Annotated in this window: 17 protein-coding genes; 8 read left to right on the top strand and 9 right to left on the bottom strand. The window is 51.9% G+C overall.

Going from position 1 to position 21,624, the window contains the following annotated elements; translation table 11 throughout:
* The first annotated feature begins 45 nt into the window (after window positions 1-45).
* Window positions 46-2,679, top strand: coding sequence for a hypothetical protein (locus tag JHJ32_RS03755; RefSeq protein ID WP_200119936.1), 2,634 nt, complete (start codon window positions 46-48; stop codon window positions 2,677-2,679).
* Here the strand turns inward: JHJ32_RS03755 and JHJ32_RS03750 are convergent.
* On the bottom strand, window positions 2,676-3,821 hold the full coding sequence (locus JHJ32_RS03750) for an acyltransferase (protein WP_200119934.1): 1,146 nt from the start codon (window positions 3,819-3,821) through the stop codon (window positions 2,676-2,678). The two genes, JHJ32_RS03755 and JHJ32_RS03750, sit on opposite strands and share 4 nt — an antisense overlap.
* A gap of 25 nt (window positions 3,822-3,846) precedes the next feature.
* Window positions 3,847-6,885 (bottom strand): ThuA domain-containing protein, encoded by a 3,039-nt coding sequence (locus JHJ32_RS03745; RefSeq protein WP_200119932.1) that lies wholly within the window; start codon window positions 6,883-6,885, stop codon window positions 3,847-3,849.
* 168 nt (window positions 6,886-7,053) lie between these two features.
* On the opposite strand from JHJ32_RS03745, the gene JHJ32_RS03740 reads away from it, so the two are divergent.
* From JHJ32_RS03740 to JHJ32_RS03730, 3 genes are all read left to right on the top strand, one after another.
* Window positions 7,054-8,133: a DUF6695 family protein gene (locus JHJ32_RS03740; RefSeq protein WP_200119930.1), complete on the top strand. Its 1,080-nt coding sequence runs from the start codon at window positions 7,054-7,056 to the stop codon at window positions 8,131-8,133.
* A gap of 23 nt (window positions 8,134-8,156) precedes the next feature.
* Window positions 8,157-8,525 carry an aspartate 1-decarboxylase gene (gene panD, locus JHJ32_RS03735; RefSeq protein WP_079716728.1) on the top strand — a complete coding sequence of 123 codons (369 nt, stop codon included), beginning with the start codon at window positions 8,157-8,159 and terminating at the stop codon, window positions 8,523-8,525.
* A gap of 111 nt (window positions 8,526-8,636) precedes the next feature.
* A complete protein-coding gene (locus tag JHJ32_RS03730; RefSeq protein WP_200119928.1) occupies window positions 8,637-9,842 on the top strand; it encodes a DUF763 domain-containing protein in 1,206 nt (401 codons plus the stop codon).
* A gap of 24 nt (window positions 9,843-9,866) precedes the next feature.
* On the opposite strand, the gene JHJ32_RS03725 is transcribed toward JHJ32_RS03730, so the two are convergent.
* Both JHJ32_RS03725 and JHJ32_RS03720 read right to left on the bottom strand, forming a co-directional pair.
* A complete protein-coding gene (locus JHJ32_RS03725; RefSeq protein ID WP_079716730.1) occupies window positions 9,867-10,631 on the bottom strand; it encodes an SDR family NAD(P)-dependent oxidoreductase in 765 nt (254 codons plus the stop codon).
* A 32-nt stretch (window positions 10,632-10,663) separates the two neighbouring features.
* On the bottom strand, window positions 10,664-12,379 hold the full coding sequence (locus JHJ32_RS03720) for an IlvD/Edd family dehydratase (protein ID WP_200119926.1): 1,716 nt from the start codon (window positions 12,377-12,379) through the stop codon (window positions 10,664-10,666).
* Window positions 12,380-12,581: 202 nt separating this feature from the next.
* On the opposite strand from JHJ32_RS03720, the gene JHJ32_RS03715 reads away from it, so the two are divergent.
* The 4 genes from JHJ32_RS03715 (at window position 12,582) to JHJ32_RS03700 (ending at window position 16,512) form a co-directional block, all read left to right on the top strand.
* Window positions 12,582-13,592, top strand: a complete 1,011-nt coding sequence (locus JHJ32_RS03715) for a bifunctional oligoribonuclease/PAP phosphatase NrnA (protein ID WP_079716732.1) — start codon at window positions 12,582-12,584, stop codon at window positions 13,590-13,592.
* A gap of 19 nt (window positions 13,593-13,611) precedes the next feature.
* Window positions 13,612-14,568, top strand: coding sequence for an FKBP-type peptidyl-prolyl cis-trans isomerase (locus tag JHJ32_RS03710; RefSeq protein ID WP_079716733.1), 957 nt, complete (start codon window positions 13,612-13,614; stop codon window positions 14,566-14,568).
* A gap of 124 nt (window positions 14,569-14,692) precedes the next feature.
* Entirely contained in the window at window positions 14,693-15,460 is a 768-nt protein-coding gene (locus tag JHJ32_RS03705; protein ID WP_200120187.1) for a TatD family hydrolase, read from the top strand.
* A gap of 35 nt (window positions 15,461-15,495) precedes the next feature.
* The gene (locus JHJ32_RS03700) at window positions 15,496-16,512 is read left to right on the top strand and encodes an asparaginase (RefSeq protein WP_079716735.1); all 1,017 of its coding nucleotides are present in this window, start codon (window positions 15,496-15,498) and stop codon (window positions 16,510-16,512) included.
* A 9-nt stretch (window positions 16,513-16,521) separates the two neighbouring features.
* On the opposite strand, the gene JHJ32_RS03695 is transcribed toward JHJ32_RS03700, so the two are convergent.
* The 5 genes from JHJ32_RS03695 to JHJ32_RS03675 are packed head-to-tail and all read right to left on the bottom strand — an operon-like array spanning window position 16,522 to window position 21,573.
* Window positions 16,522-16,950 (bottom strand): nuclear transport factor 2 family protein, encoded by a 429-nt coding sequence (locus JHJ32_RS03695; protein WP_233632457.1) that lies wholly within the window; start codon window positions 16,948-16,950, stop codon window positions 16,522-16,524.
* A 4-nt stretch (window positions 16,951-16,954) separates the two neighbouring features.
* Complete coding sequence (locus JHJ32_RS03690) at window positions 16,955-17,734, bottom strand: HpcH/HpaI aldolase/citrate lyase family protein (protein WP_079716737.1); 780 nt, start codon at window positions 17,732-17,734, stop codon at window positions 16,955-16,957.
* Window positions 17,731-18,816, bottom strand: a complete 1,086-nt coding sequence (locus JHJ32_RS03685; protein ID WP_200119916.1) for a phosphotransferase family protein — start codon at window positions 18,814-18,816, stop codon at window positions 17,731-17,733. Before JHJ32_RS03685 ends, JHJ32_RS03690 begins: the two co-directional genes overlap by 4 nt.
* On the bottom strand, window positions 18,816-19,889 hold the full coding sequence (locus JHJ32_RS03680; RefSeq protein ID WP_200119914.1) for a bile acid:sodium symporter family protein: 1,074 nt from the start codon (window positions 19,887-19,889) through the stop codon (window positions 18,816-18,818). The genes JHJ32_RS03685 and JHJ32_RS03680 overlap by 1 nt, the downstream gene beginning before the upstream one ends.
* Complete coding sequence (locus tag JHJ32_RS03675) at window positions 19,879-21,573, bottom strand: hypothetical protein (RefSeq protein ID WP_200119912.1); 1,695 nt, start codon at window positions 21,571-21,573, stop codon at window positions 19,879-19,881. The genes JHJ32_RS03680 and JHJ32_RS03675 overlap by 11 nt, the downstream gene beginning before the upstream one ends.
* Window positions 21,574-21,624 lie beyond the last annotated feature (51 nt).

Here is a 21,624-nt window from a genome sequence, read left to right as displayed (position 1 = left end):
GAAAAATTTTCGCTTTCGGCACTTTTTATGTTAGGTTTGCAGGAGATGAGGAATACCATTATCGTCACATCGATTGCATTTATAGCCGTGGTGGTCGCCTCTGTTTTTTATTTTTCCAGCCTCAATAAGGGCGATCAAACCAAGCGGAAGCCTTTTTTACACATCCCCGAAGATGCGGTCATGATGGCGACTTTCAAAAATGATGAGGCAGTGGACGGCGTTTTCTCCGATTTTGAACTATTTCGGGCGATACTCGGCGATGATCATAGCCAGCGCCTCCGCGGTCTCCAATACACCTTATTGCGCGACGAACAGCTTGCACCTTATACCCTCGGACAGGAAATCCTGATCTCCTTCCACCTCGGCGAAGACCAACTCAACTATTTAATGGCGGTCCCGCTTACTGAATCCCTGCCTGTACAAGTATTATTTGACGCGGTACGCCGCATCGACAGGCGCTATGAGCCACGGTGGCTGGATTCATTGTCGCAGCAATCCTTCATGCTGCGACTCCCCGATAGTACAGCGCTTTATGTGGCAGAATCGGGAGATGTATTGTTGGCGAGTTTCAGCGAAGCCCTGCTGAACGATGCATTGAATCAAGATGTTCCCCGGCTCGCTGCGGGGGCCATTGACTATTTCTTGCGGATAGACAACAAAAACGCACCGCTGACCTGGTATATCAACCACGGCCAGTTGTTTGGTTTGGCTACCGGTGCTATGCATACCGCGCCTCAGCATACCGTGCAGCTTTTGGATGGGCTGTCTGGGTATTCTGCGTTACATATGAATTTCAAAAGTGATGCCCTGATGTTCAGCGGCAATAGTACACTCGATAGGGATACCGCCGCTTACTTATCGCTGTACCGCGAGCAACGCCCTATTGAACAGACCTTGGCAAGCGTATTTCCGGCCAATACCGCTTCGTATCTGACCTTTGGCATCAGCGACTTCACGGCATTGCATAGTGGCATCACCCGGCTGCTTACCGACCGGGGAGAGCTCAACCAGATGCTCGAACAACATCGGCTAATCCAACGCGCATCGGCACTGTCTGTGCAGGACGAATTGCTACCGGAATGGGGCGACGAGTTTGCGGTGATCGAATTAGCCAATCAAGCAGAACTCGCTATCATAAAAGTCAGCGATTCCCTGTCTTTTGCCAATACCATTCGACGGATCAGCACCGCTTACCCTGAAGGGCTGTACCGGCTAAACCATTCCAATTTGCTCTATTATAGTTTGGGGGATCCATTAAAAACGTTCGCCCGCCCTTATTTCCAGCTTGTCGGCCAATATTTCGTTTGCGCCAACCAGCCCGTTACCCTCAGGCAATTTGCAGCGGATTATGCCGCACGGAAAACATTGGCCACCACCCTTGACTATATTGATTTTGAATCCCTGCTGGCTAACCAAAGTAATGTCACCTGGTTTGTAAACAATCAACTTGCCGCGAACACCATTGCAAGGCGGCTGAATCCCCCATTTGCAGCGGCTTATCGCGACACCACTAATTTTGGCTACCACCGGTTTTACGGATGGTCGTTCCAGCTCTCCGGCGCTGCCGGAAATTTATTCACCAGTTTCTATGCCAAATACGCCCGCAAAGCGGCATCCGCCGCCGCACAGGAATGGGCATTTGACTTAAACGGCAACCTCATCACTAATCCCGACGTGTTCCATTACAACGATACGAGCGAATTTATCCTGGCACAGGACGCCAGTCACATCCTCCATGCAATCAATAGCAATGGCCAGAAGCTGTGGAATGCGCAACTACCGGGCCCAATATTGGGCAAGATCCGGCAACTGACAGACAGCACCATCGTATTGACCACGGCAAAAAGGCTATACCGGATAGACACCGACGGCAATCCACTGCCTGGATTCTCGTTACTGCTTCCACGTGATGCGACCCACGGTGCCACCGTTTACGAAGATGACCAGCAGGTCCGCATTTTTATACCCGCCAAAAACCGCATACTGGCCTATGATGGCCGTGGATCGCGCTTAGGGGGCTGGGACAATAAAACGGTTACCGGTGATATCCTATTTGATATAAAAACCGCCCATGTAAACGATATACACTACATCATCGCAGCCACGGATGCCGGCCGGGTGTATTTCTTCAACGGCAACGGCCAGCCAATAAGCGTCGAAGACGGTGGACGCGGTGCGATATCCCGGAATCCGATCGGTCTGTACCTGCCGGCCGACGACCCGGATAGGTCATGGGTGGCTACCACAGACACCTCCGGCACCGTACATACCTTTACTTTCGGGCGGCAGCATGCTGAGCAGCACATCGGACCACGGACTTCGACGCATACCGTTGACTTCGTCAACATCTCGGATAACCCAATCCCAGACTGGGTTTTTACAGACCATGGGCAGCTATCCGTTTATCAAAATACGAGCTTGGTCTACCATTACGAATTCGGGCAACGCCTGGCGGCACGACCGCTGTTTTTCAGGCTTGCCCATGGCGCACACCAGATCGGCATAGCGACCGAAGGCAACCGGTTGATTTATGTATTCAACCCTGATGGAACCATTGTCGATGGTTTTCCGTTGGAAGGACATTCCCATTTTTATTTCGGCCCATTGCGAAAGGACGGCCGACGTTATTTGCTGTACAGCACCGGCGACCGTAAACTGTACGCCGCTCGCTTCGATTAGGATTCACGCTTATTCAAGCGGGCACGCCAACGCAAAAACGGATGTTCAACCAAACAATTGAGCAACAAAGCACCTAATACCGAGACCACCGCGCAGATCAACACACGCGTATTGCCGGCCTTCTCCAATCCAATGACATCCAGTGGCTGCTGCATCAGATGGTTCAGAAACTTGTGGCAAAGGTAGATGCCGTAGGACAACGCCGCAATGACAGCGCTCGCGCTCCAGCGGACACGGTACAAAATACAGGATGGGGAAAGCGCAGCGAAGACCAGCATCCCATAGGCAACGGACAATATGGGATAGCCAACCACCGTCGGCCAAAACGTCAGCCGATCGCCCCGGAAAATGAAGTACGCTACCGCGACCAACAATAATCCGCCTATCAGCAACAAGTTACCGTGTCTGGCCTGCCAAGCACACCAACGCGGGCGATAGTTCGTTATCGATGCTATGGCTACGCCCACCACGAGGCCATCCAGCCGGTTATACGTTGGGTAATAGATCCATTTATTATAAGCCACGAATCTATTCTCCGTAATAGCGGCATCGTAAAAAGGCTGCATGACCTGGAGCCATAGGAACCCCCGAATCAACAGTCCAAAAACCATAATACCCAGAAAAATCCAGGGGCCATGACGCCAAATCCGTGATCCGGCAAGTGACCACAGCGTGAGTGGCAACAGCAGGTAAAATTGCTCTTCTATCGCCAGCGACCAAGCATGCGAAAACGTACCCTCATTGCCAAAATCCAAGTCAAAGTTTTGTGTGAATGTCAAGAATTGCCATAGCGGCGCGATGCCATCGCGCTCCCGGATGAACGGAAAGGCAAAGTAGAGGAATACGACGAGAAAATACGCCGGAAAAATACGCAACGCGCGGTTCAGGTAAAACTCGCCGAAGCGGATCGCGCCTGCATCGAGCTGGCGCATTAGCTGGTTGCCAATCAAATAACCACTCAACACAAAAAACAGGTCAACGCCGGTCCAGCCAAACAAGCCGACTTCATCGACCCACCCCGGACGCTCGTAAGCACGGTAATGACAGAGAAACACCAAGATAATAGCCAACGCACGGAGGTGGTCCAAACCCGCCAGGTGTTTGCCATCGGCATCCGAAATACGCCGCCAATACCCGATCATTGCTCATCCGTCAATTGCAATGCCATCAGTCCGTTTTGGGCTTCATGGTCAAATTGACGGTTTTCGATCCCGACAATGGCCGGACGCCCATACCTGGATTGTTGGTATATTGGGCGGTAATCCGCAGTACCGTTTGCTCGTCATCACCACCAGCAGGCGGGCGGGCTACGATGGTGCCCTTGACCGGAAGCGATTTCCGCTTAGCCGTTTGGTCATCCGCCAATGACATGATCCACTGCACAATCTGGCGAGCCTCGGATTCTTTCATATCGGGGTGTGCAGGCATAGCCACTTCGCCCCACACACCGCTGCTGCCTTGCAGGATTTTTTCAACCAGGTAACTGGTAGCCTCGCGCTGGCCTTTGTACTTGGACGCCACAAGGGCGTACGAAGGACCTACACTCGGTTCATTGACTTTATGGCATGACTGGCAATCCGAAGCCATCATCAAGCTTCTACCCAGTACAATCTCCGATACCTGTTGATGGCCCATGGAAGCCCCGGCCAAATCGGTCCCTTTGATATAATCGACGGCGATTACGAGGTTAGCCGTGTCTATCGTGCGGCCACGATCATCCACCTTCACCTCGTACCCGATAGTTTCTCCCGGCGTGTATACCCCCGATGTATTGGTCAATATAATATCGACCACCGGGTTGTCGTTGCCCGCATAAACGGTCACCGGATTGCTCTCGGACTGGCCCTTGCCGTCCGCCACCGTGACACTGATGGAATATTCGCCCATCTTATCCAGCGTGTAGGTCAACTCAGGACCAGCCGTCTGTTGAGTCGCGTCGCCGATCTTCCAGGTATACGTAAGCTTGTCGTTCTCGTTGTCTTTCGCCTCCACGGTCGCCTTTACCGTGAAAGGCACACTGCCATTGCTTTTCTCCACGGTGATTTCACCGACCTGCGGCGGCAGGTTGCCGGCAATGTAGTCGATGCGGACGATACCCGCATCCGGGTTCTTGGCAAACCAACCCCTGCCATATTCCAATATATATAATCGGCCGTCCTTGCCCACTTCCATGTCAATCGGGTTGGCAAACGACTCGCCTTCCATAAAGGGTTCCATCTTATCGAAATCACCATTGGGCAACATCGTTACCGCTTTTATCCATCCCCTTATCCAATCGTAGATAATCAATTTTCCATCATAATAACCGGGATACCGGGTGGCCTTCGGAAACATGTCCGTATAATAGACTGGGCCGGCCATGGCATTGCGTCCCCCGGTGCCTACTTGCGGGAAATCGGGCGAAGCAGCATACGGATACCAGATGTATGCCGGTTGCGCCGGCGGCAGTACCTGCAGCCCCGTATTGTTCGGCGAATTGTTTTCCGGCTTTTCCGGATCAAACGGCTCCCCCGAACGGCCGGTGTCATAGTCAAACGGCCGATAAGCATAGTTATCCCCCACAAATAGCGGCCACCCAAAGAACCCGGCCTGCCGTGCTTGGTTTACTTCGTCATATCCGCGGGGGCCCCGGGTGTCGAGGCTGTCATTGTTTGCATCAGGCCCTACTTCGCCCCAATAGAGGTAGCCCGTTTTTTGGTCTACCGCAATGCGGTAGGGATTCCGGTTGCCCATCACGTAGATCTCAGGCCGGGTCTTGGCTGTGCCCTTAGCGAAAAGGTTGCCATCAGGCACTTCATAGCTTCCGTCCGCCAACACTTTGATGCGCAGGATTTTGCCTCGCAAATCATTGGTGTTGCCTGATGAACGGCGGGCATCGTATTGCTCATACCCCGGACGGCCATCTAAAGGTGCGAAACCATGATTCTTGAAACGAGAGGGATCCGGCTGGTCAAAAGGCGTTGAGTTGTCACCTGTGGAGAGGTATAGCAATCCATCGCCGCCGAATGCAATGGATCCACCGGTGTGGCAGCAAATATCGCGCTGCGAATAGAATTGCAGCACAATCTTTTCCGAACTGGTGTCCAACGTGTCGTTGTCGTACACAAACCGCGATAGCCGGTTTACCGACGTATCAGCCGGACTATAAAATGCATATACGTACTTATTTTTCTCAAAATCAGGATCCAGTGCCAATCCCATGAACCCTTCCTCGGCATTCACGTTGGGCACTTCGGTACGGTGGTATACGTTAAGGTATCCCACCTGCTTGACCGTTTTCGCTTCCTGGCTGTATCGCATCAATTCTCCCCGCCGTTGAGCGACAAGAATATCAAAATTGGGCAGTATGGCCATCTCCGTAGGCTCGAACAGTTCGCCCTGGAGCAACTGTGTTTTTACAAAACGTTGCCTTTCCGGTACCGGCTGCGTTTTCGCCTTGGAGTAGTTCAGCTTCAAGTTATCACCTATTGCATAGTTGATTCCACCCAACAATATCTTTAATTGCAAGGAATCACTGAAGGAAGCATCCGAATGTCCAAAGGCCGTGAAGAAAGACCGCCCCCCATCATAGTCATGATACCATACTATGGGATGGTTTTCGCCGTTTTCACCACCTTCATAGCTTTTTTCGTCAATGCTGACCAATACCTTCACGTCGGGGTTGAGCTTCTTGAAATTATACCATTCGTCATGGTAAGTGAAAGTAGCAGGTAATCCTTCCGTAGCCGGATGCTGAGTGTCCACCACGTGGAAGGTTGCTTCCTGCGGCTTGGGGTGGTTGTGGAAATACCCGCCGACCAGCCGACCGTACCAACCCCAGTCGTATTCTGCATCCGATGCAGCGTGGATGCCCACAAAACCACCACCGGCTTGGATATACCGCTCAAAAGCCACCTCTTGATAATGATTAAGCACGTCGCCCGATGTATTTAGGAATACGACCGCCGAGTAATTTTTCAAGCTGTCTTCGTTGAACCACTCGGCATTGGTCGTCGTATCGATATCATAGCCGTTTTCCGCAGCAAGCTTGATCAAGGCCTCATTACCTGCCGGTATGGATTCGTGGTAAAACGCGGCGGTTTTGCTGAACACCAAAATTCTCGGCTTGCCACTACGTTTGTTACAAGCGTTTAAAACAAAAAGAGCGGCCAAGGGTAAAATCAATAAAAACGATTTAGTGGAGGCCAACAAAGAAAGTCTTTTCATGCTACGGTTTATCATCTATATCTGGATTGCAAAAATGATAATTTTCATAATAATTCCGTGATAAAATTAAAATATACTTTGGTAAGTTTTCTGGTACAATCGGTTATTCCCTGTACATCCGCCCAAATTCCCAATTCTTTACAGATTTGGACGGTTATTTCACCGCCGATGACAACAACTCGTGGGAAGAAGGATCAGATGGAAACCTACCAAGACCTGGCAATGGTCATCGCCTGGCCGGATAAAACAGCACGCGGTGACGAACGTTGGATGGCCCTGCTCAAGCAACTCCGCATTGTGAAAAACTTGAATTTCAAGGTCGGTCATGCGGCTATTATCCTGATTAATCATCAAACCGGTTCGCTGGCTTACTATGATTTCGGCCGTTACATTACGCCCCGTGGTTATGGGCGGGCCCGGGATGCCGAGTCCGATCCCAGGCTTAAGCTATTCACAAAAGCGCAGTTGAGCAGCCAAGGGACCATCACCAATTTGAAGGCGATTTTAAGCGAACTTCAACAAATGGAATACGCTACGCATGGCGGGGGGCGGCTTCTTTTCTCGCTCATCACGGGAATCTCCTTTTCAGCATCAACGCGATTTGCGCAGCGCATGGTCGCTCATGGTCCAATACAATACGGGGCTATTGCCAAAGGCAACAACAGTTGTTCGCGTTTCGTGGCCCAGGTCCTGCTGGCAGGCCTGCCAAGCCGGCATCCTGCCCGGAAACGGATTGCGCTGCCGGAAAGCTTCAAAGCAAGTCCGGTCAGCAACGTGGTAAATGCCGCGCCCAATGGCGTTGTCTATTGCGACCAAGCGGGCGTATTGACGATGCTTCGGATGACGCGTTGGCAATCGCTACGTTTTCAAGTCGATCTCCTGTGCCACAACCTCTCGTCGGTCAAAGCCAAGGAATTGCCGTGCGACAAGAAGCCCGGCAGTATGGACGAACCGGTCAAGCCAGTACAAGTCCCCAAATCCGCCCAATGGTTGGGTGGCATTGGGGAGGGTGCTTGGTACGCGCTGGAAAACGGCGGTGTACAGGACGGGTTAGTCCTGACCAAGTATGCCGCTGACGGCAGCGAAGATTACCGCGTCGACTGTGTGGCAGGCCACCCTGTAAACCTCAATCTGCCCTTTCAGTTTACATACCATTGCCATTATCAACGGCACATTATTATACAAAACGGAACGCAAATTGTACTGGAAACATTTAGCCTTCCCATTAAGCGTACAGGCGTCGCTTAATGCCAGCATAACAAACAAACACTATGGAGTTAACTATTTTAAAATCAAAAATCCACACCGTAAAAGTCACCGAAGCAAACGTCGCATATAATGGGTCAATTACCGTAGATGCCGATCTACTGGATGCCGCCCAAATCAAGAAATACGAACAGGTTTATGTCAACAACGCGGTAAACGGCAGCAGGATCATGACCTATGTGCTCCCGGGGAAACGCGGAAGCGGTGAAGTGTGCATGAATGGTGGGGCTGCGTTACATGCTAAGGTCGGCGATACCGTACATATTCTGAGCTTTTGTACCGTAAGCGAAGAGGAAGCGGACAGCTACCAGCCGGTATTGGTATTCACCAAAGATGGCAACCAAATTGCATCCGTGGAGCGATACAACTATTGACGGGTACGGGTTCTGCACACACCACTTTTTTGTCCGCAAACCGGCGTAAGGCAGCGATGGCAACAAGTCATACTATTTTATTTAGTATCTTTGTCAAAAAGAAGATAGCGTATGAGACGATCTGGCATCGCCAATCTGCCGCTGCACCGCGGCTACGTACCTGGATGGCTCGCCGAACGGATGGCGAGGCTCGGGCTGGCCATTACGGAATGTATCCTGCAAGATTTCGGAAAGCAGGAATACCTGAAAAGGCTGAGCGATCCCTTTTGGTTTCAAAGCCTGGGGTGCGTGATGGGCATGGATTGGCATTCGTCAGGCATCACCACTTCCGTACTCGGCGCCCTGAAAAAGGCAGTCAACCCACTGTCGAAAGAGCTGGGCATCTATATCTGCGGCGGCAAAGGCAAACATTCGAAAAACACGCCTCAGGAGCTATATCGCTATAGCGATAAGCACGGGCTGGACGGAGCCGGGTTGGCGCGGGCCTCGAAGTTGGTCGCGAAGGTGGATAATTCTGCCATCCAGGATGGCTACCAACTCTATTTACATGCGTTTATCGTCAACGACGAAGGGGGATGGACCGTCGTACAGCAGGGAATGAAGGATGCAGACGCCACGGCCCGGCGTTACCACTGGCATAGTGAGGGGTTTGCGTCCTACACCGAACAGCCCCACAGCGGCATTTGTGGCGCAAACCAAGGGAAAATCATCGACATGACGGCGCTGGAAGCGAGACCTACGAAAGCAGCCATCCTCAGTTTGTGTACGGAAAAGCCGGCAACTGTCCTGGCTGAGCTGTCCACGCTATCGATGCCCAACCGCCACCATGTCACGGCAAACGACATCAATCTCAAACGGCTGGGCGCCATGCTTTGGCTTACGCACGAAAGACAACCTGCCGACTTCGATGAGCTGCTGCTGTTGCAAGGTGTGGGAGCCCGCACCTTACAGTCGTTGGCGTTAGTCAGCGAAGTGATTTACGGAACACCGACCCGGTTTGACGACCCCGCGCGGTTTTCGTTTGCCCATGGCGGTAAAGACGGACATCCTTTTCCCGTACCGACAAAAATCTACGACGAAACCATCGATGTACTCAACCGAGCGGTTCGACAAGCGAAGCTCGGACTGCATGACAAAAAACAGGCAATACAAGCGCTGAGCAGCCTCGCATACCGAGCTGAAAAAGACTTCGTAGCACGTGACAACCTCAATGAACTGCTCGAAAGAGAGCGGAACAATGCATGGCGATATGGAGGAAAAACCGTCTTTGGCGATTCCATGCCTCCCGTAAATAACCAATTAAGGTTGTTTGATTGAAACAACGCGGCGCATCGTGCTGGCCTAATACGGCGGAGGGCTTACCGATGTCCATCCTCCGTCGACGATAAGTGTCTGTCCGGTAATGTGCCGCGCTTCTTCGCTGACCAGAAACAGCGCAGCCGCAGCGATATCGGCTGTGGTTGCTGGCCGCCCCATTGGCGTTAAACGTGACCAGACCGCTTCATATTCCCTATCCGTCACCGTCCGCTCTGTCAACGTCGCACCGGGGGCCACGGTGTTTACATTGATCCCGAACGGTCCCAACTCCACCACCAAGTGCTTTGCAAGCATCTCCAACGCTGCTTTGGACATGCCGTAGGCTGCCAGGTTTTTGTGTGCCTGATGGCCCGTCGCCGAGGAAGTAAAGAGTATTGTCCCCCCTTTTCCCTGCGCAATGAATTGTTTGGCTACCGCTTGCGCGAGGAAAAATGTACCGCCCAGGTTTACATCCATCACTTTGCGGAAGGATTCCGGCGAATACCCCAGGAAGTCACCAAACAAGGTGATTCCTGCATTGGCTATCGCAATATCGATACGCCCGGTTTCGGAAACAGCTGTCTCAACAAGCTGTGTAATGACCCTCAAGTCGCTTGAATCTCCCGGGCAAGCGATGCATTTCCCCACATCCTGTAGTTGCCGGGTAGCATCGGCCGTCAATGATTCGTCGATGTCGTTGAGTAACACGGTTGCTCCTTCGAGGGCCAACCGCTTGCATAGTTCAAAGCCGATGCCTTGGCCAGCACCGGTAACAATGGCCGTCTTGCCAATAAATCTTGTTGATGCCATCAAATTCGGTAATTACGTATGCGTATCGTTAATCAGTGTGAGTCGCGTGAAACCGTGCTCCCCGAACCGCCCTTCAGGAAGTCAAAATCGGTACCCAGATGAGCTTGCTCCACATGGTCTACATACAGCTTGGCATACCCCCGTGTAAACGCGTTGGTGGCGTGTATGTGCGATGCCCTCCGTTTCTCCAGCTCAACGGCATCCACCAGCAGGTCAAGCCGCCGGCCAGCAACATCCAGCCTGATGAGATCGCCATCCTGTACAAGTGCAATCGTGCCTCCGTCGGCAGCCTCTGGCGATACGTGCAACACAACGGTCCCAAACCCGGTTCCACTCATCCGGCCATCCGATATCCTTACCATATCCGTAATCCCCTTGGCAAGCAATTTCCTTGGCAACCCCATGTTCCCTACTTCCGGCATCCCCGGATAGCCTTTAGGCCCTACGTGCTTCAGCACTAAAACACTGTTTTCATCCACGTCGAGGTCAGGATCATCGATCTTACGCTTATAATCCTCAATATCTTCAAATACCACTGCTTTTCCTGTATGCTGCATCAGCCGCACGCTGGCGGCTGAAGGCTTAAGCACTCCACCGGCTTCACAGAGGTTGCCTTTCAGCACTACCACACCCGAAATCTCATTAAAAGGCTGGTCCAGATCTGAGATGACGCTTCGGTTTAAACTTACTTTTCCGGCGATATTATCCCCTACGGTACGGCCATTTACCGTGATGCAGTCCTTATGGAGATGTTTGTCGATGGCGTTCATCACTGCGGGCAGTCCACCAGCATAATACAGGTCTTCCATAAAATAGTTGCCGGAGGGCTGCAAATTTGCCACCAGTGGAATATCCCTGGATAACACGTCGAAGTCATCTACCGTCAGCGGCACGCCAATCCTTCCGGCTATGGCGAGCAAGTGGATAACGAAATTGGTCGATCCGCCGATTGCCGCGTTTACCTTAATGGAATTTTCAAAAGCTTGGCGGGTGAGTACGCTGGACAACGTTAAGCCATCGTTTACCATCTCGACGATACGCCTGCCGGACAACTGGGCAAGCACTTTCCTGTTGGCGTCCGCTGCGGGTATCGCCGCATTTCCAGGCAACGTAAGCCCCAGCGACTCAACCATGCATGCCATGGAAGAAGCCGTTCCCATTACCGCACAATGCCCCTGGCTCCTGCACAAACCGGCTTCCGCTAAATTCAACTCTTCCTCGGTCATGATACCCGTGCGCACGTCTTCCGAAAACCGCCATACATCGCTGGTGCCGATATCCCGTCCATTATACTTTCCTGTGAGCATGGGGCCACCCGACACGACGAGCGTGGGAAGGTCAACGCTGCATGCACCCATCACCAATGACGGTGTCGTTTTGTCGCAGCCGCATAGCAAGACCACACCGTCAATGGGATTCGCCCGGATGGACTCTTCCACATCCATGCTGGCCAGGTTGCGGAATAGCATCGCCGTCGGCTTCATGAGGGTCTCACCCAGCGACATCACGGGAAACTCAACCGGATATCCCCCGGCCTCAAGGACACCCCGCTTTACCGATTCGGCCAATTCCCTGAAATGCCCATTGCACGGGGTAAGCTCCGACCACGTGTTGCAGATACCAATGATAGGCTTCCCTTTGAACTCGTAGTCGGGTATCCCCTGGTTCTTCATCCATGCACGGTAAATAAATCCGTCTTTCCCCTTTCTACCGAACCATTCTTGACTCCTTAATGATTTCGCAGACATTGAAAATATGTTTAGTTTATAATTAGCAGGTATAGTTAAAGCTACTTCGCTCAAAGCTATAAAAAATTTCCGAGTTTACCGTGCCTACGATACAACAGCGGTTTGACGGTCCAATCATTTAATTAGAAAATTTTTGTTTTCACCGGCCAAAAATTCCTTAATCGGATTTTTTGTAGTAGGTTTGCACACTTTTAGCAATTGAATGTTTACACCGGAAGCGCTTAAGAAGGAGCTGGCCAAACCGAAGCATATCGTTGTCACCACGCACCATAAACCTGATGGGGATGCATTGGGCTCATCGTTGGCTGTCTACCATTGGCTGAAAGCCAAGGGCCACGCCGTACACGTCATCGTCCCATCCGACTTTGCCGCTTTTCTTGATTGGATGCCCGGCAGGCAGGATGTAAAGATATATTTGGACGATAAAGCGGCCCATGACGCATTGATTGCCGAAGCCGACTTCATCTACTGCCTTGACTTCAACGGATTGGCTCGCATCCACGCGATGGAGGAAGCGGTAAGGCAAGCCCCGGGTGCCAAAATCATGATTGACCATCATCTCGAGCCGGAAAATTTCGATGACTATCGGCATTGGGATAGCCAGGCCGCCGCTTCTGCACAGCTGGTGTACGACTTCATTGCCAATGTCATGGACGAACATCAGTCCATCACGCCAGACATCGCCACATGCCTGTATACGGGCATCATGACGGATACTGGTTCTTTCCGGTTTCAGACGACCACGCCGGCTACACACCTCATTGCGGCAGACCTCATCACGCTGGGCGCACAAAATTGGAAAATACACGAGGCAGTATATAACAGCTACACCGAAAACCGCCTTAAGTTTCTCGGGTTCTGCTTGTTGAACAGGCTTGAAGTACTCCACGAGTATCGTACCGCACTATTCAGCATCTCCCGTGAAGACCTCAATCGGTTCCAAATCACGACCGGCGATACGGAGGGGCTGGTAAATTATGCCCTTGCCATCAGCGGCATGAAGCTTGCGGCATTAATTATCGATCGCACCGAACAGGTAAAGCTCTCGCTGCGTTCCGTGGGGGACTTCCCCTGCAATGAGGTATGCAAAACGCATTTCAACGGCGGCGGGCATCGCAATGCAGCCGGAGGAAATTCAAATGAACCACTGACGAACGTGGTACTGAAATTCAAATCGATATTGCCGGAATATAAAGCACTTTTAATACCATAATTTTAATTACACACAAAAAATGAAGAAATCAATTTTTAGTTTAGGGCTTGCAATCGTTGTGCTGGCCGGTGCCTGCCAGCAATTCAAGACGGGTGAAGGGGGTTTGAAATACAAAATCGTGAAGGATAACGGCCAGCCAAAAGCACAGACGGGAGATTTGCTATCCGTAAACCTGACCGTCACAACCGACAGGGACTCCCTGCTTTCCAGCACCTACAAAATCGGATTGCCGCAGATCGTGACAATTGCGGCCGACTCACTGCCGGGCCTGTATCCCGGCGATTACAATTCCATGTTTAAGATGCTGGGCGAAGGCGACAGCGCCGTATTCCAACTTGATCTGGACACCATGGCGGCCAAAACTATGCAGCCTAAGCCGGATTTTGCCAATAAATACGTAACCTTCAATGTGAAGGTAAACAAGCATTTCAAAAAGGGCGAATTAACAGACAGCGCATTATACGCCGAAGTAAACACCTATTTCGATGCTGAAATCGAAAAATTGAAAGCGTCAGAAGAAAGCAAAATCAACAATTACATCGAGAAGAACAATTTAGAGCCATTGAAAACGGCATCCGGACTGCAATACATCATTACCGAAGAAGGTACCGGTGAAAAGCCTGTTGCCGGAGATACCGTGAAGGTCAACTACACAGGTGCATTGGTAGCTTCCGGAGATGTATTCGACACCTCCATCAAGGAAGTGGCCGAAAAGAATAAGATATTTAATCCGATGCGCCCGTATGAGCCTGCCAAATTTGCCATTGGCGTACGCCAGGTCATCCCCGGTTGGGACGAAGGCTTATTGCTGTTGCCTAAGGGAACGAAGGCTAAGCTCATCATCCCTTCGCAGTTGGGCTACGGCGAACGCGGCGATGGACGTGGTGTCATCCCGCCTTTCGCACCGTTGGTTTTCGACGTCGAGCTTATCGACATCCTTAAGCCTGCAGCACAGGATACCACCGCACAGCAATAAAAAACAGAACGCCTTCCACCCGGAAGGCGTTCTTGCTTTGGACACATTGCCGGCTCCGGCAACGAAATGCCCGCCGGCATGTTGCATATAAAAGGAATTTATCTAAGTTTGCGTCATGGCAAGCATTTCACTGACCGATACCCATACGCACATCTATTATCTATATGGCACGCCGGAGTTAGATCATCAGATGCAACGCTGTTTGGCCAATGGCGTACAGCAACTGCTACTTCCCAATGTGGATAGCGGTTCAATCTCCCAGGTATTGGATACCGCCGCCGCTTATCCGGACAACTGCTATCCCATGATGGGGTTGCATCCCTGCGATGTAAAAACGGATTACCTCACCCAATTGGCCACCATCGAAAAAACAATAGCCAACCATAGCGTCTACGGCATTGGCGAGATCGGCATTGACCTCCACTGGGACAAAACGACCTTACCGCTACAACAGGAGGCTTTCCGCATACAAACCGGATGGGCCAAAGCCTTAGGATTGCCGGTATCCATACACTGCCGGAATGCTTTTGACGAGCTCTTCCAGTTACTCGACGAGGTGCAGGACGGGCGACTCACCGGTGTACTACATTGCTTCACGGGAAATAAGGAACAAGCCCAACGCACGATCGCCCTGGGGTTACATTTGGGTATCGGCGGGGTGGTTACCTATAAAAATGCCGGACTTGATACGGTCGTCGCCGCACTAGGTCTCGAACACCTCGTCCTGGAGACCGACTCACCCTATCTCACACCGGTGCCGTATCGCGGCAAAAAGAATGAAAGCAGTTATCTATTGTATATTGCACAAAAAGTTGCAGATTTGCACGGCGTACCATTAGAAGCCGTGGCCGCTGCCACCACGGCAAACGCTAAGCGGGTTTTTGGAATTTAGCCCGCACCAGTCAAGATAACCATAACACTAACCGGATGAATAATATATTCGTAATTTACACGGGAGGGACTATTGGAATGGTCAAAGACGAACAGAACGGCACGTTTATGCCATTCGACTTCGACTTGATCGCCAAGAATATTCCCGAACTTGCACGGCTCAATTACAACCTCAGTGTACATTCGTTTACCCCCATTATCGATTCATCCAATATGCAGCCCGCCATTTGGCTGGAAATGGCCAGTATCATTAAGGACAACTACGATGAATATGATGGCTTCGTTATTCTCCACGGCTCAGACACCATGGCATTTTCAGCATCGGCACTGAGTTTCATGCTTGAAGGGCTCCAAAAACCCGTGATTCTGTCGGGCTCACAGCTGCCCATCGGTGAGATCCGCACGGATGCCCGCGAAAATCTCATCACCGCCCTGGAGCTTGCATCAGCCAAGAAAAAAGGGCGATCCCTCATCCATGAGGTATGCATATTCTTCGATAACAAGCTCTTCCGGGGCAATCGTTCGTTCAAATACAATTCGGCCAAATTCGAGGCATTCCGATCACCCAATTACCCGGTGTTGGTCGAAGCGGGGGTACACCTGAAGTATAACCAAGAAGCACTGCTCGACAACAGTGACAAGGAATTTATTCTACACACCAAGTTGGATAATGCCGTATCGGTGCTTAAGTTATATCCCGGTATCAGTCCGCAGGTGGTACGCGCTGTACTCGAATCCGAGGCCAGGTCCGTCATTATGGAAACCTTTGGCTCAGGAAACACAACTACCGCACAATGGTTCCTTGATCTGATCGGCGAGGCTATCCGCAACGGTAAGAATATCCTCAACATTTCCCAATGCAAAGTCGGCAGCGTCGAACTGGGGCGCTATGAAACCAGCAAGTACCTTAAGGAAATGGGTGTGCTCAGCGGCTATGACATGACGTTTGAGGCTGCCGTAACCAAGCTCATGTACCTGCAGGGCGAGTTTGAAAGCCAAAGCGACGTAGCCTACTGGGCTGAACAGAACATCCGGGGAGAACTTACGGCATAAACGGTACGGCTACCTGTCCGTTTTCACCGCCTGCCTGGCAAGCAGCTTCCATTGCCCCCCGGCATGTTGCCAAACCGTCAATACATGCAAGCGGATTGTGGCACGCGGCTTACCGGCATCCTCCGTTTCGGCATCCAATTGATGGCGTACAATCGCTATATCCCCTGAAGTGGTGACCTGCTGATCCGAAAGCCGGATGTCCAGGAAGTTGGAGGTACCGTCGACCAACGCCGATATAAATTCCTCCTTGTTTTCTATTAAGCCGCTGGAATGCCCATAGGTGAGCGACGCAGCGGTCAACTGGTCCAGTGCCTCTGCATCGGCTTCGACCAACGCCTTTTTGAAAGCTTCGATTGTACCCGCTATGGATGGTTCCTGGCCCGAGTCCGGATTGTCTGGATTACAGGCAATCAATCCCACGACGGCCAATACAATCATTAATTTATACCTTTTCATCATTCAGTTGTTTATACCATGTTATCATATCCTGATATCCCTTCCGCAATATAGCCAAATCCGAATCCACGGCCATGCAACGGTATCCCATGGACACGAAGTTAGCAAAATCATCCCTATTGCGCAAAAGGATCCCAGCTTGCTTACCGTGCACTTCGGCCGCGCGGGCCACCTGCTCCAACGCCTCCTCAAAGCCCAGCTTATCTCCCGCAGGCTGATGAGCCAGTGCCAGCTTCAGATCCCCCGGTCCTACAAATAAGATATCCACGCCATCTACGGCCGCTATCTCGTGTGCATGGCGTACCCCCGCTACATCCTCTATCTGAGCAAGAAATAGGGGTTTGACATCGCGCGGGTCTACCGGAGGCTCCAAGCCATACCGATAGGTACGCACCGTAGTCGAATAACCCCGGTGCCCCATAGGCGGATACCGCATCGCCGCCACACATTCAGCCGCCTGCCGCGCAGACGTGACGTGTGGCAGCATAATGCCGTCAGCACCCCAGTCCAGCACCCGGGCTATTGTAGCGGCCTGCAGGTCGGGCACCCGGACAATCGCACAGGGCTCCCTGCCGCCGATGGTTCGCAAGAGCTCGGGAAGCTGCGCTTCGGGTGCGCTTCCATGTTCGAGATCGAGCAAAAGCCAGTCAAAAGGAAACTGCGCGGCGAGGTCCACGACGACCGGAGATCCGATGCTCAGCCAAGTCCCCAGGGTGACCGAGCCATCCAGAAATCGGTCATATTTTCTAACGTCGTATTTGTTCATAATGTGTCAATTGATTTATCTCCCCGTAGGCCTTCGCAAGCACTGTCTATACGATCAAGCGTGAATTGTTTAAGGCCTTTATGTTTCGGATTGTTCAAGAAAAACTTGTCCGACTTTTCAAAATAATTTCCTTTCACCCGGATGACGGACTTGAAGATGATATTGCGCAGCAGGTGCAACCAGAACCGCTGCTCGAAATCAGGAGGCAGGGCTTTCACGCGCTGATAGCCAGCTATGGCCGATAGCACCACGTCGCCGGAATGGAAGCACCCCAATAAAGAAAGGTCATCAGTCGGATCGCCAGACACGGCATCGTCCCAGTCAATAACGGCGGTAATCTGATTATCATTTCCGAGAATATTCCACAGCGCGAGGTCCTTATGCACCAGACATCCGGTGTCCAACTGGAGCAAGGGTCTGAAGCCGTTTACCAACTCCTTTAATTCGGCAACCTTATATGCGCTGATGAATCCACTGGCACGAAGATACTCCAGATGCACATCCCAATTCAGGAAAAAGTACTGCTCATAAGCATCATGATACCCTTCCAATCTACCCACCGAATGCAGCACATCAGGATTGAAAAGCCCGTATTTTCCCGGTTGTATGGATTGCCAAAGCGCCACATACCTCCCAATTGTGCCCGCCACAGCCAGTAGGTCCAGCTCACCCCGCTTGTCTACCACATTCAAGTCGCTACTGTCTACGCAGTCCATCACCTGAATGGCAAAAGGAACCACCGTGCGCGATACATCGGTGAGATAGATCAACGGGCAGGGAATGCCATGCTGCCTTACCATCTCCATGACCTTCGACTCTACAGCCATGTAGTTGTCACCCTCAGGGCCGTTTTCCAGCCGAACGAAATAGTCACCGTCCGGATAATGTGCCGTGAAGGTAATGTGATTGCCCTGCCCGTTTGCAGGTTCGATGTTGATAAGCCCATTCCTGAAATGACGGTTGAGGTAGTCACGCACCTGAATGGTGATTTCCGGTAGCGACGAACCGGCAGTACTGCGGGTATTCTCGGAAGCAAAAGCGCGGTCCGATTTCCAATAGTAAATATTCTTGCGCCCAGCCATTAATCTTTAGGAGTTTTGCGGTGCCACCATGAAGCTAAAATAGATCCCGTTACGTTCATCAACGGTCCAAAAATAGCTGCCGCCAGTCCGAGGGTTGCAATACGTCCCATCTCCTTGGACAGCCCAGACGCCAAGCCGCCGTTTTGCATCCCCACCTCGATTGCGATGGTCCGGCAATCCCGCTCTTTGAGCCGGAATAGCCGGGCCGTCCAATACCCCAGGGTGTATCCCAGGACATTATGAGTGAGGACCAGCATCACAAGCAGGGGCCCCACTGTCAGTAGGTTGTCGCGCCCCGCAGCCGCGATGACAACGATCGAAAATGCGATACCGAACATGGACACATAGGGCATGACGGCAGCAAGCCATGGCGTTTTACCGTGGAACAACTGATTGAACAGCAAACCGATACCTACGGGTAAAATAACCATCTTCAGAATGTCCCACATCATTTTTAGGGTATTGATTTCGATGAATTCACCGGCAAGGGTCTTCATGAGCAACGGCGTGAACAGTGGCCCCAGCATGGTGGCTATCGACGTAATTGTGACGGACAGTGCCACATTCGCCTTGGCGAGATAAGCGATCACGTTTGACGCCATGCCGCTGGGTACGCAGCCAATCAGCACGATACCTGCAGCTATTTCATTGGGCAACCCGCTCAGCTGAGCAATGGTATAACCCAAAACCGGCATAATGGCGAACTGACAGGTTACCCCGATCAGTACCGGGGTTGGCATTTTAAGCAAGCCGGCAAAATCTTTCAAACTCATCGTTGTACCCATGCCGAACATGATAAGCTGTATGGACGGCGTGATCAGCGTAGACAGGTCAAAATTGCCCCACCGCGTAAAATACTGCGGGTAGCTGACTGCAGCTGCGAAGCATGCCAGGATAACCATCGTGTAGCTGAAGCCTTTGAGCGCTGGGTAGCCTTGGAAGGCTATGGAAAGGAAAATAAAAAAAAGAATCAACAGCGGTGGTATAAACGGAAGATTGCCCGTTAGTGCGGCTCCACCGCAAGCCACAACCGCCACAAGAGCTGAATAAAGAAAAAATTTACTAATATGCATATTTACCTTTCGTATCAATTATCCCATCATATTCCGGTCCGCCCGCTCCTACGTAACCGTGGCTTGCTCCACTTTCGTCGGGGCTCACCCAAAAGGCGTAAAGCTTGCCGTTGGTCAAGTGAAAGCGGAATTTCACGGGTGTTCCAGCCAAAGATGACAAATCATTACCGCCTTTCCATTCCACCTTGTACAACGTGCTGTCTGTTCGGATAGGCTCGCATGCCTTTGCAGCAAACTGCTTCACCACCCGATTACTTTCGTCGAGCACTTCTACCCGCAGCTCGCCTTCCGGGCAATCGACGTTGACAAACAGGTGTCTACCCTTGAAGACAACCGGGCGGGTTACCAACGTTCCGCCCCGCCTATCCGCATCCATGGATGCAAAGCCATCCCGGCGCAGGGTAGCCATGCCGATACTGGCGCCGGTATACATCCCTGTCCTTCCTTTGGGATCCACACCCGAGTACCCACAATAGGGAAACCATAATTTGTCGCCCATTACCAGGCAGACCCCCATTGTGCCATGCAGGTAGCCGCGATCCCAATCCCCTTCCTTGCGTGTCGCCTCAATAAACGGCCGGCGGTCCGGCCTGTGCCAATGAAAACCGTCGCGGCTGAATCCCAATTTCAACTCCGTGATTTTCGGAAACCTACCTTCTTCACACACCCTATTATATGGCCCCAAATGGATATAAAATTCACCGAGCAAGATACTCTCATACGCCACGGCATTGAGGCTGTAAAGCTGAGCCGGGTTGTCTATCGCCGGATCGGGCGCATCCAGCGTATCGGCATTTACCCAATATACGGCATTGTCAAAGGTCGCGCCCTTAATAAATTCCTCGCTTTCGGAATAATATCGGGCCCGCCCCCTTTTTGTGCTCTTTTTAATGCTGAATGTCCATACATTACGGAAGGGATTATGGAAAAATGAGGTATAGTCTTCGGCATCGGCCGTATACACGCCTGTTGACCAAACCTTGCCATCAGCAGCGGTATGCAACGTATGCCTGGGACCGTCAGCCCGCTTTTCGAAGTACGTTTTCCAATCGCCATCGACCCAGCGCTCGATGATTGCCTTGTACCGCTGCATGCTATCCTGTGCGTTCACATCCAGCCATATTGCATTGTCCCCTCCAGCCATCAACGAACCTGGAGGCAGAATCAGGTTCCCGCCCGCAAGCCCCAGATCGGGTCGCTCCCATGAAACCAGATCCGTACTCGTAGCCATCGCCAGGGCACCGCGCCATCCCGCCGTATAGAACATCTTAAAGCGCTTGTCGGCCGGGTCGTAGAACACCCCTCCGTGTCCCAGGTATGTCACCGCACTGTTGTCATGGTATGTTGCCAGCTCCTGCTCCGTCTGGGGGAAGAATACCGGGTTGCCCTCGTATTTTTCCGGCCGATGGAAAACCCGGTCCAGGTCGGTCCGCTCAATCAGGAAATCATCTACAAACAGCTGCCTTCCCACATCAATAGGAATGACCTCAGGCGGGTTTTCAAGATAAGGCACACGCATCGGCCCCAAATCAGCGGGGTCCTGATCGCGTGGGGGCCACACTTCAGGCAACCGGATTCCATTGTACAACAAACGCGAGGTGTCGCCGTGCGCTATCGCCAAGGTATCGCGCCGTGCTGCCAAATGGCCCGTTTGAGCCATTGCGTCATCCGCAACCGACGACATAGCTAGTCCAAAAACACCATAACAAACCGCCTTCCGGACCCTGCACACGGC

It is taken from the genome of Parapedobacter sp. ISTM3 (assembly GCF_016533505.1).
In the GTDB taxonomy this organism is placed as follows: Bacteria; Bacteroidota; Bacteroidia; order Sphingobacteriales; family Sphingobacteriaceae; genus Parapedobacter; species Parapedobacter luteus.
Note: the sequence above shows the minus strand (reverse complement) of the source record. Positions and strands in the feature narration are given on the sequence as shown.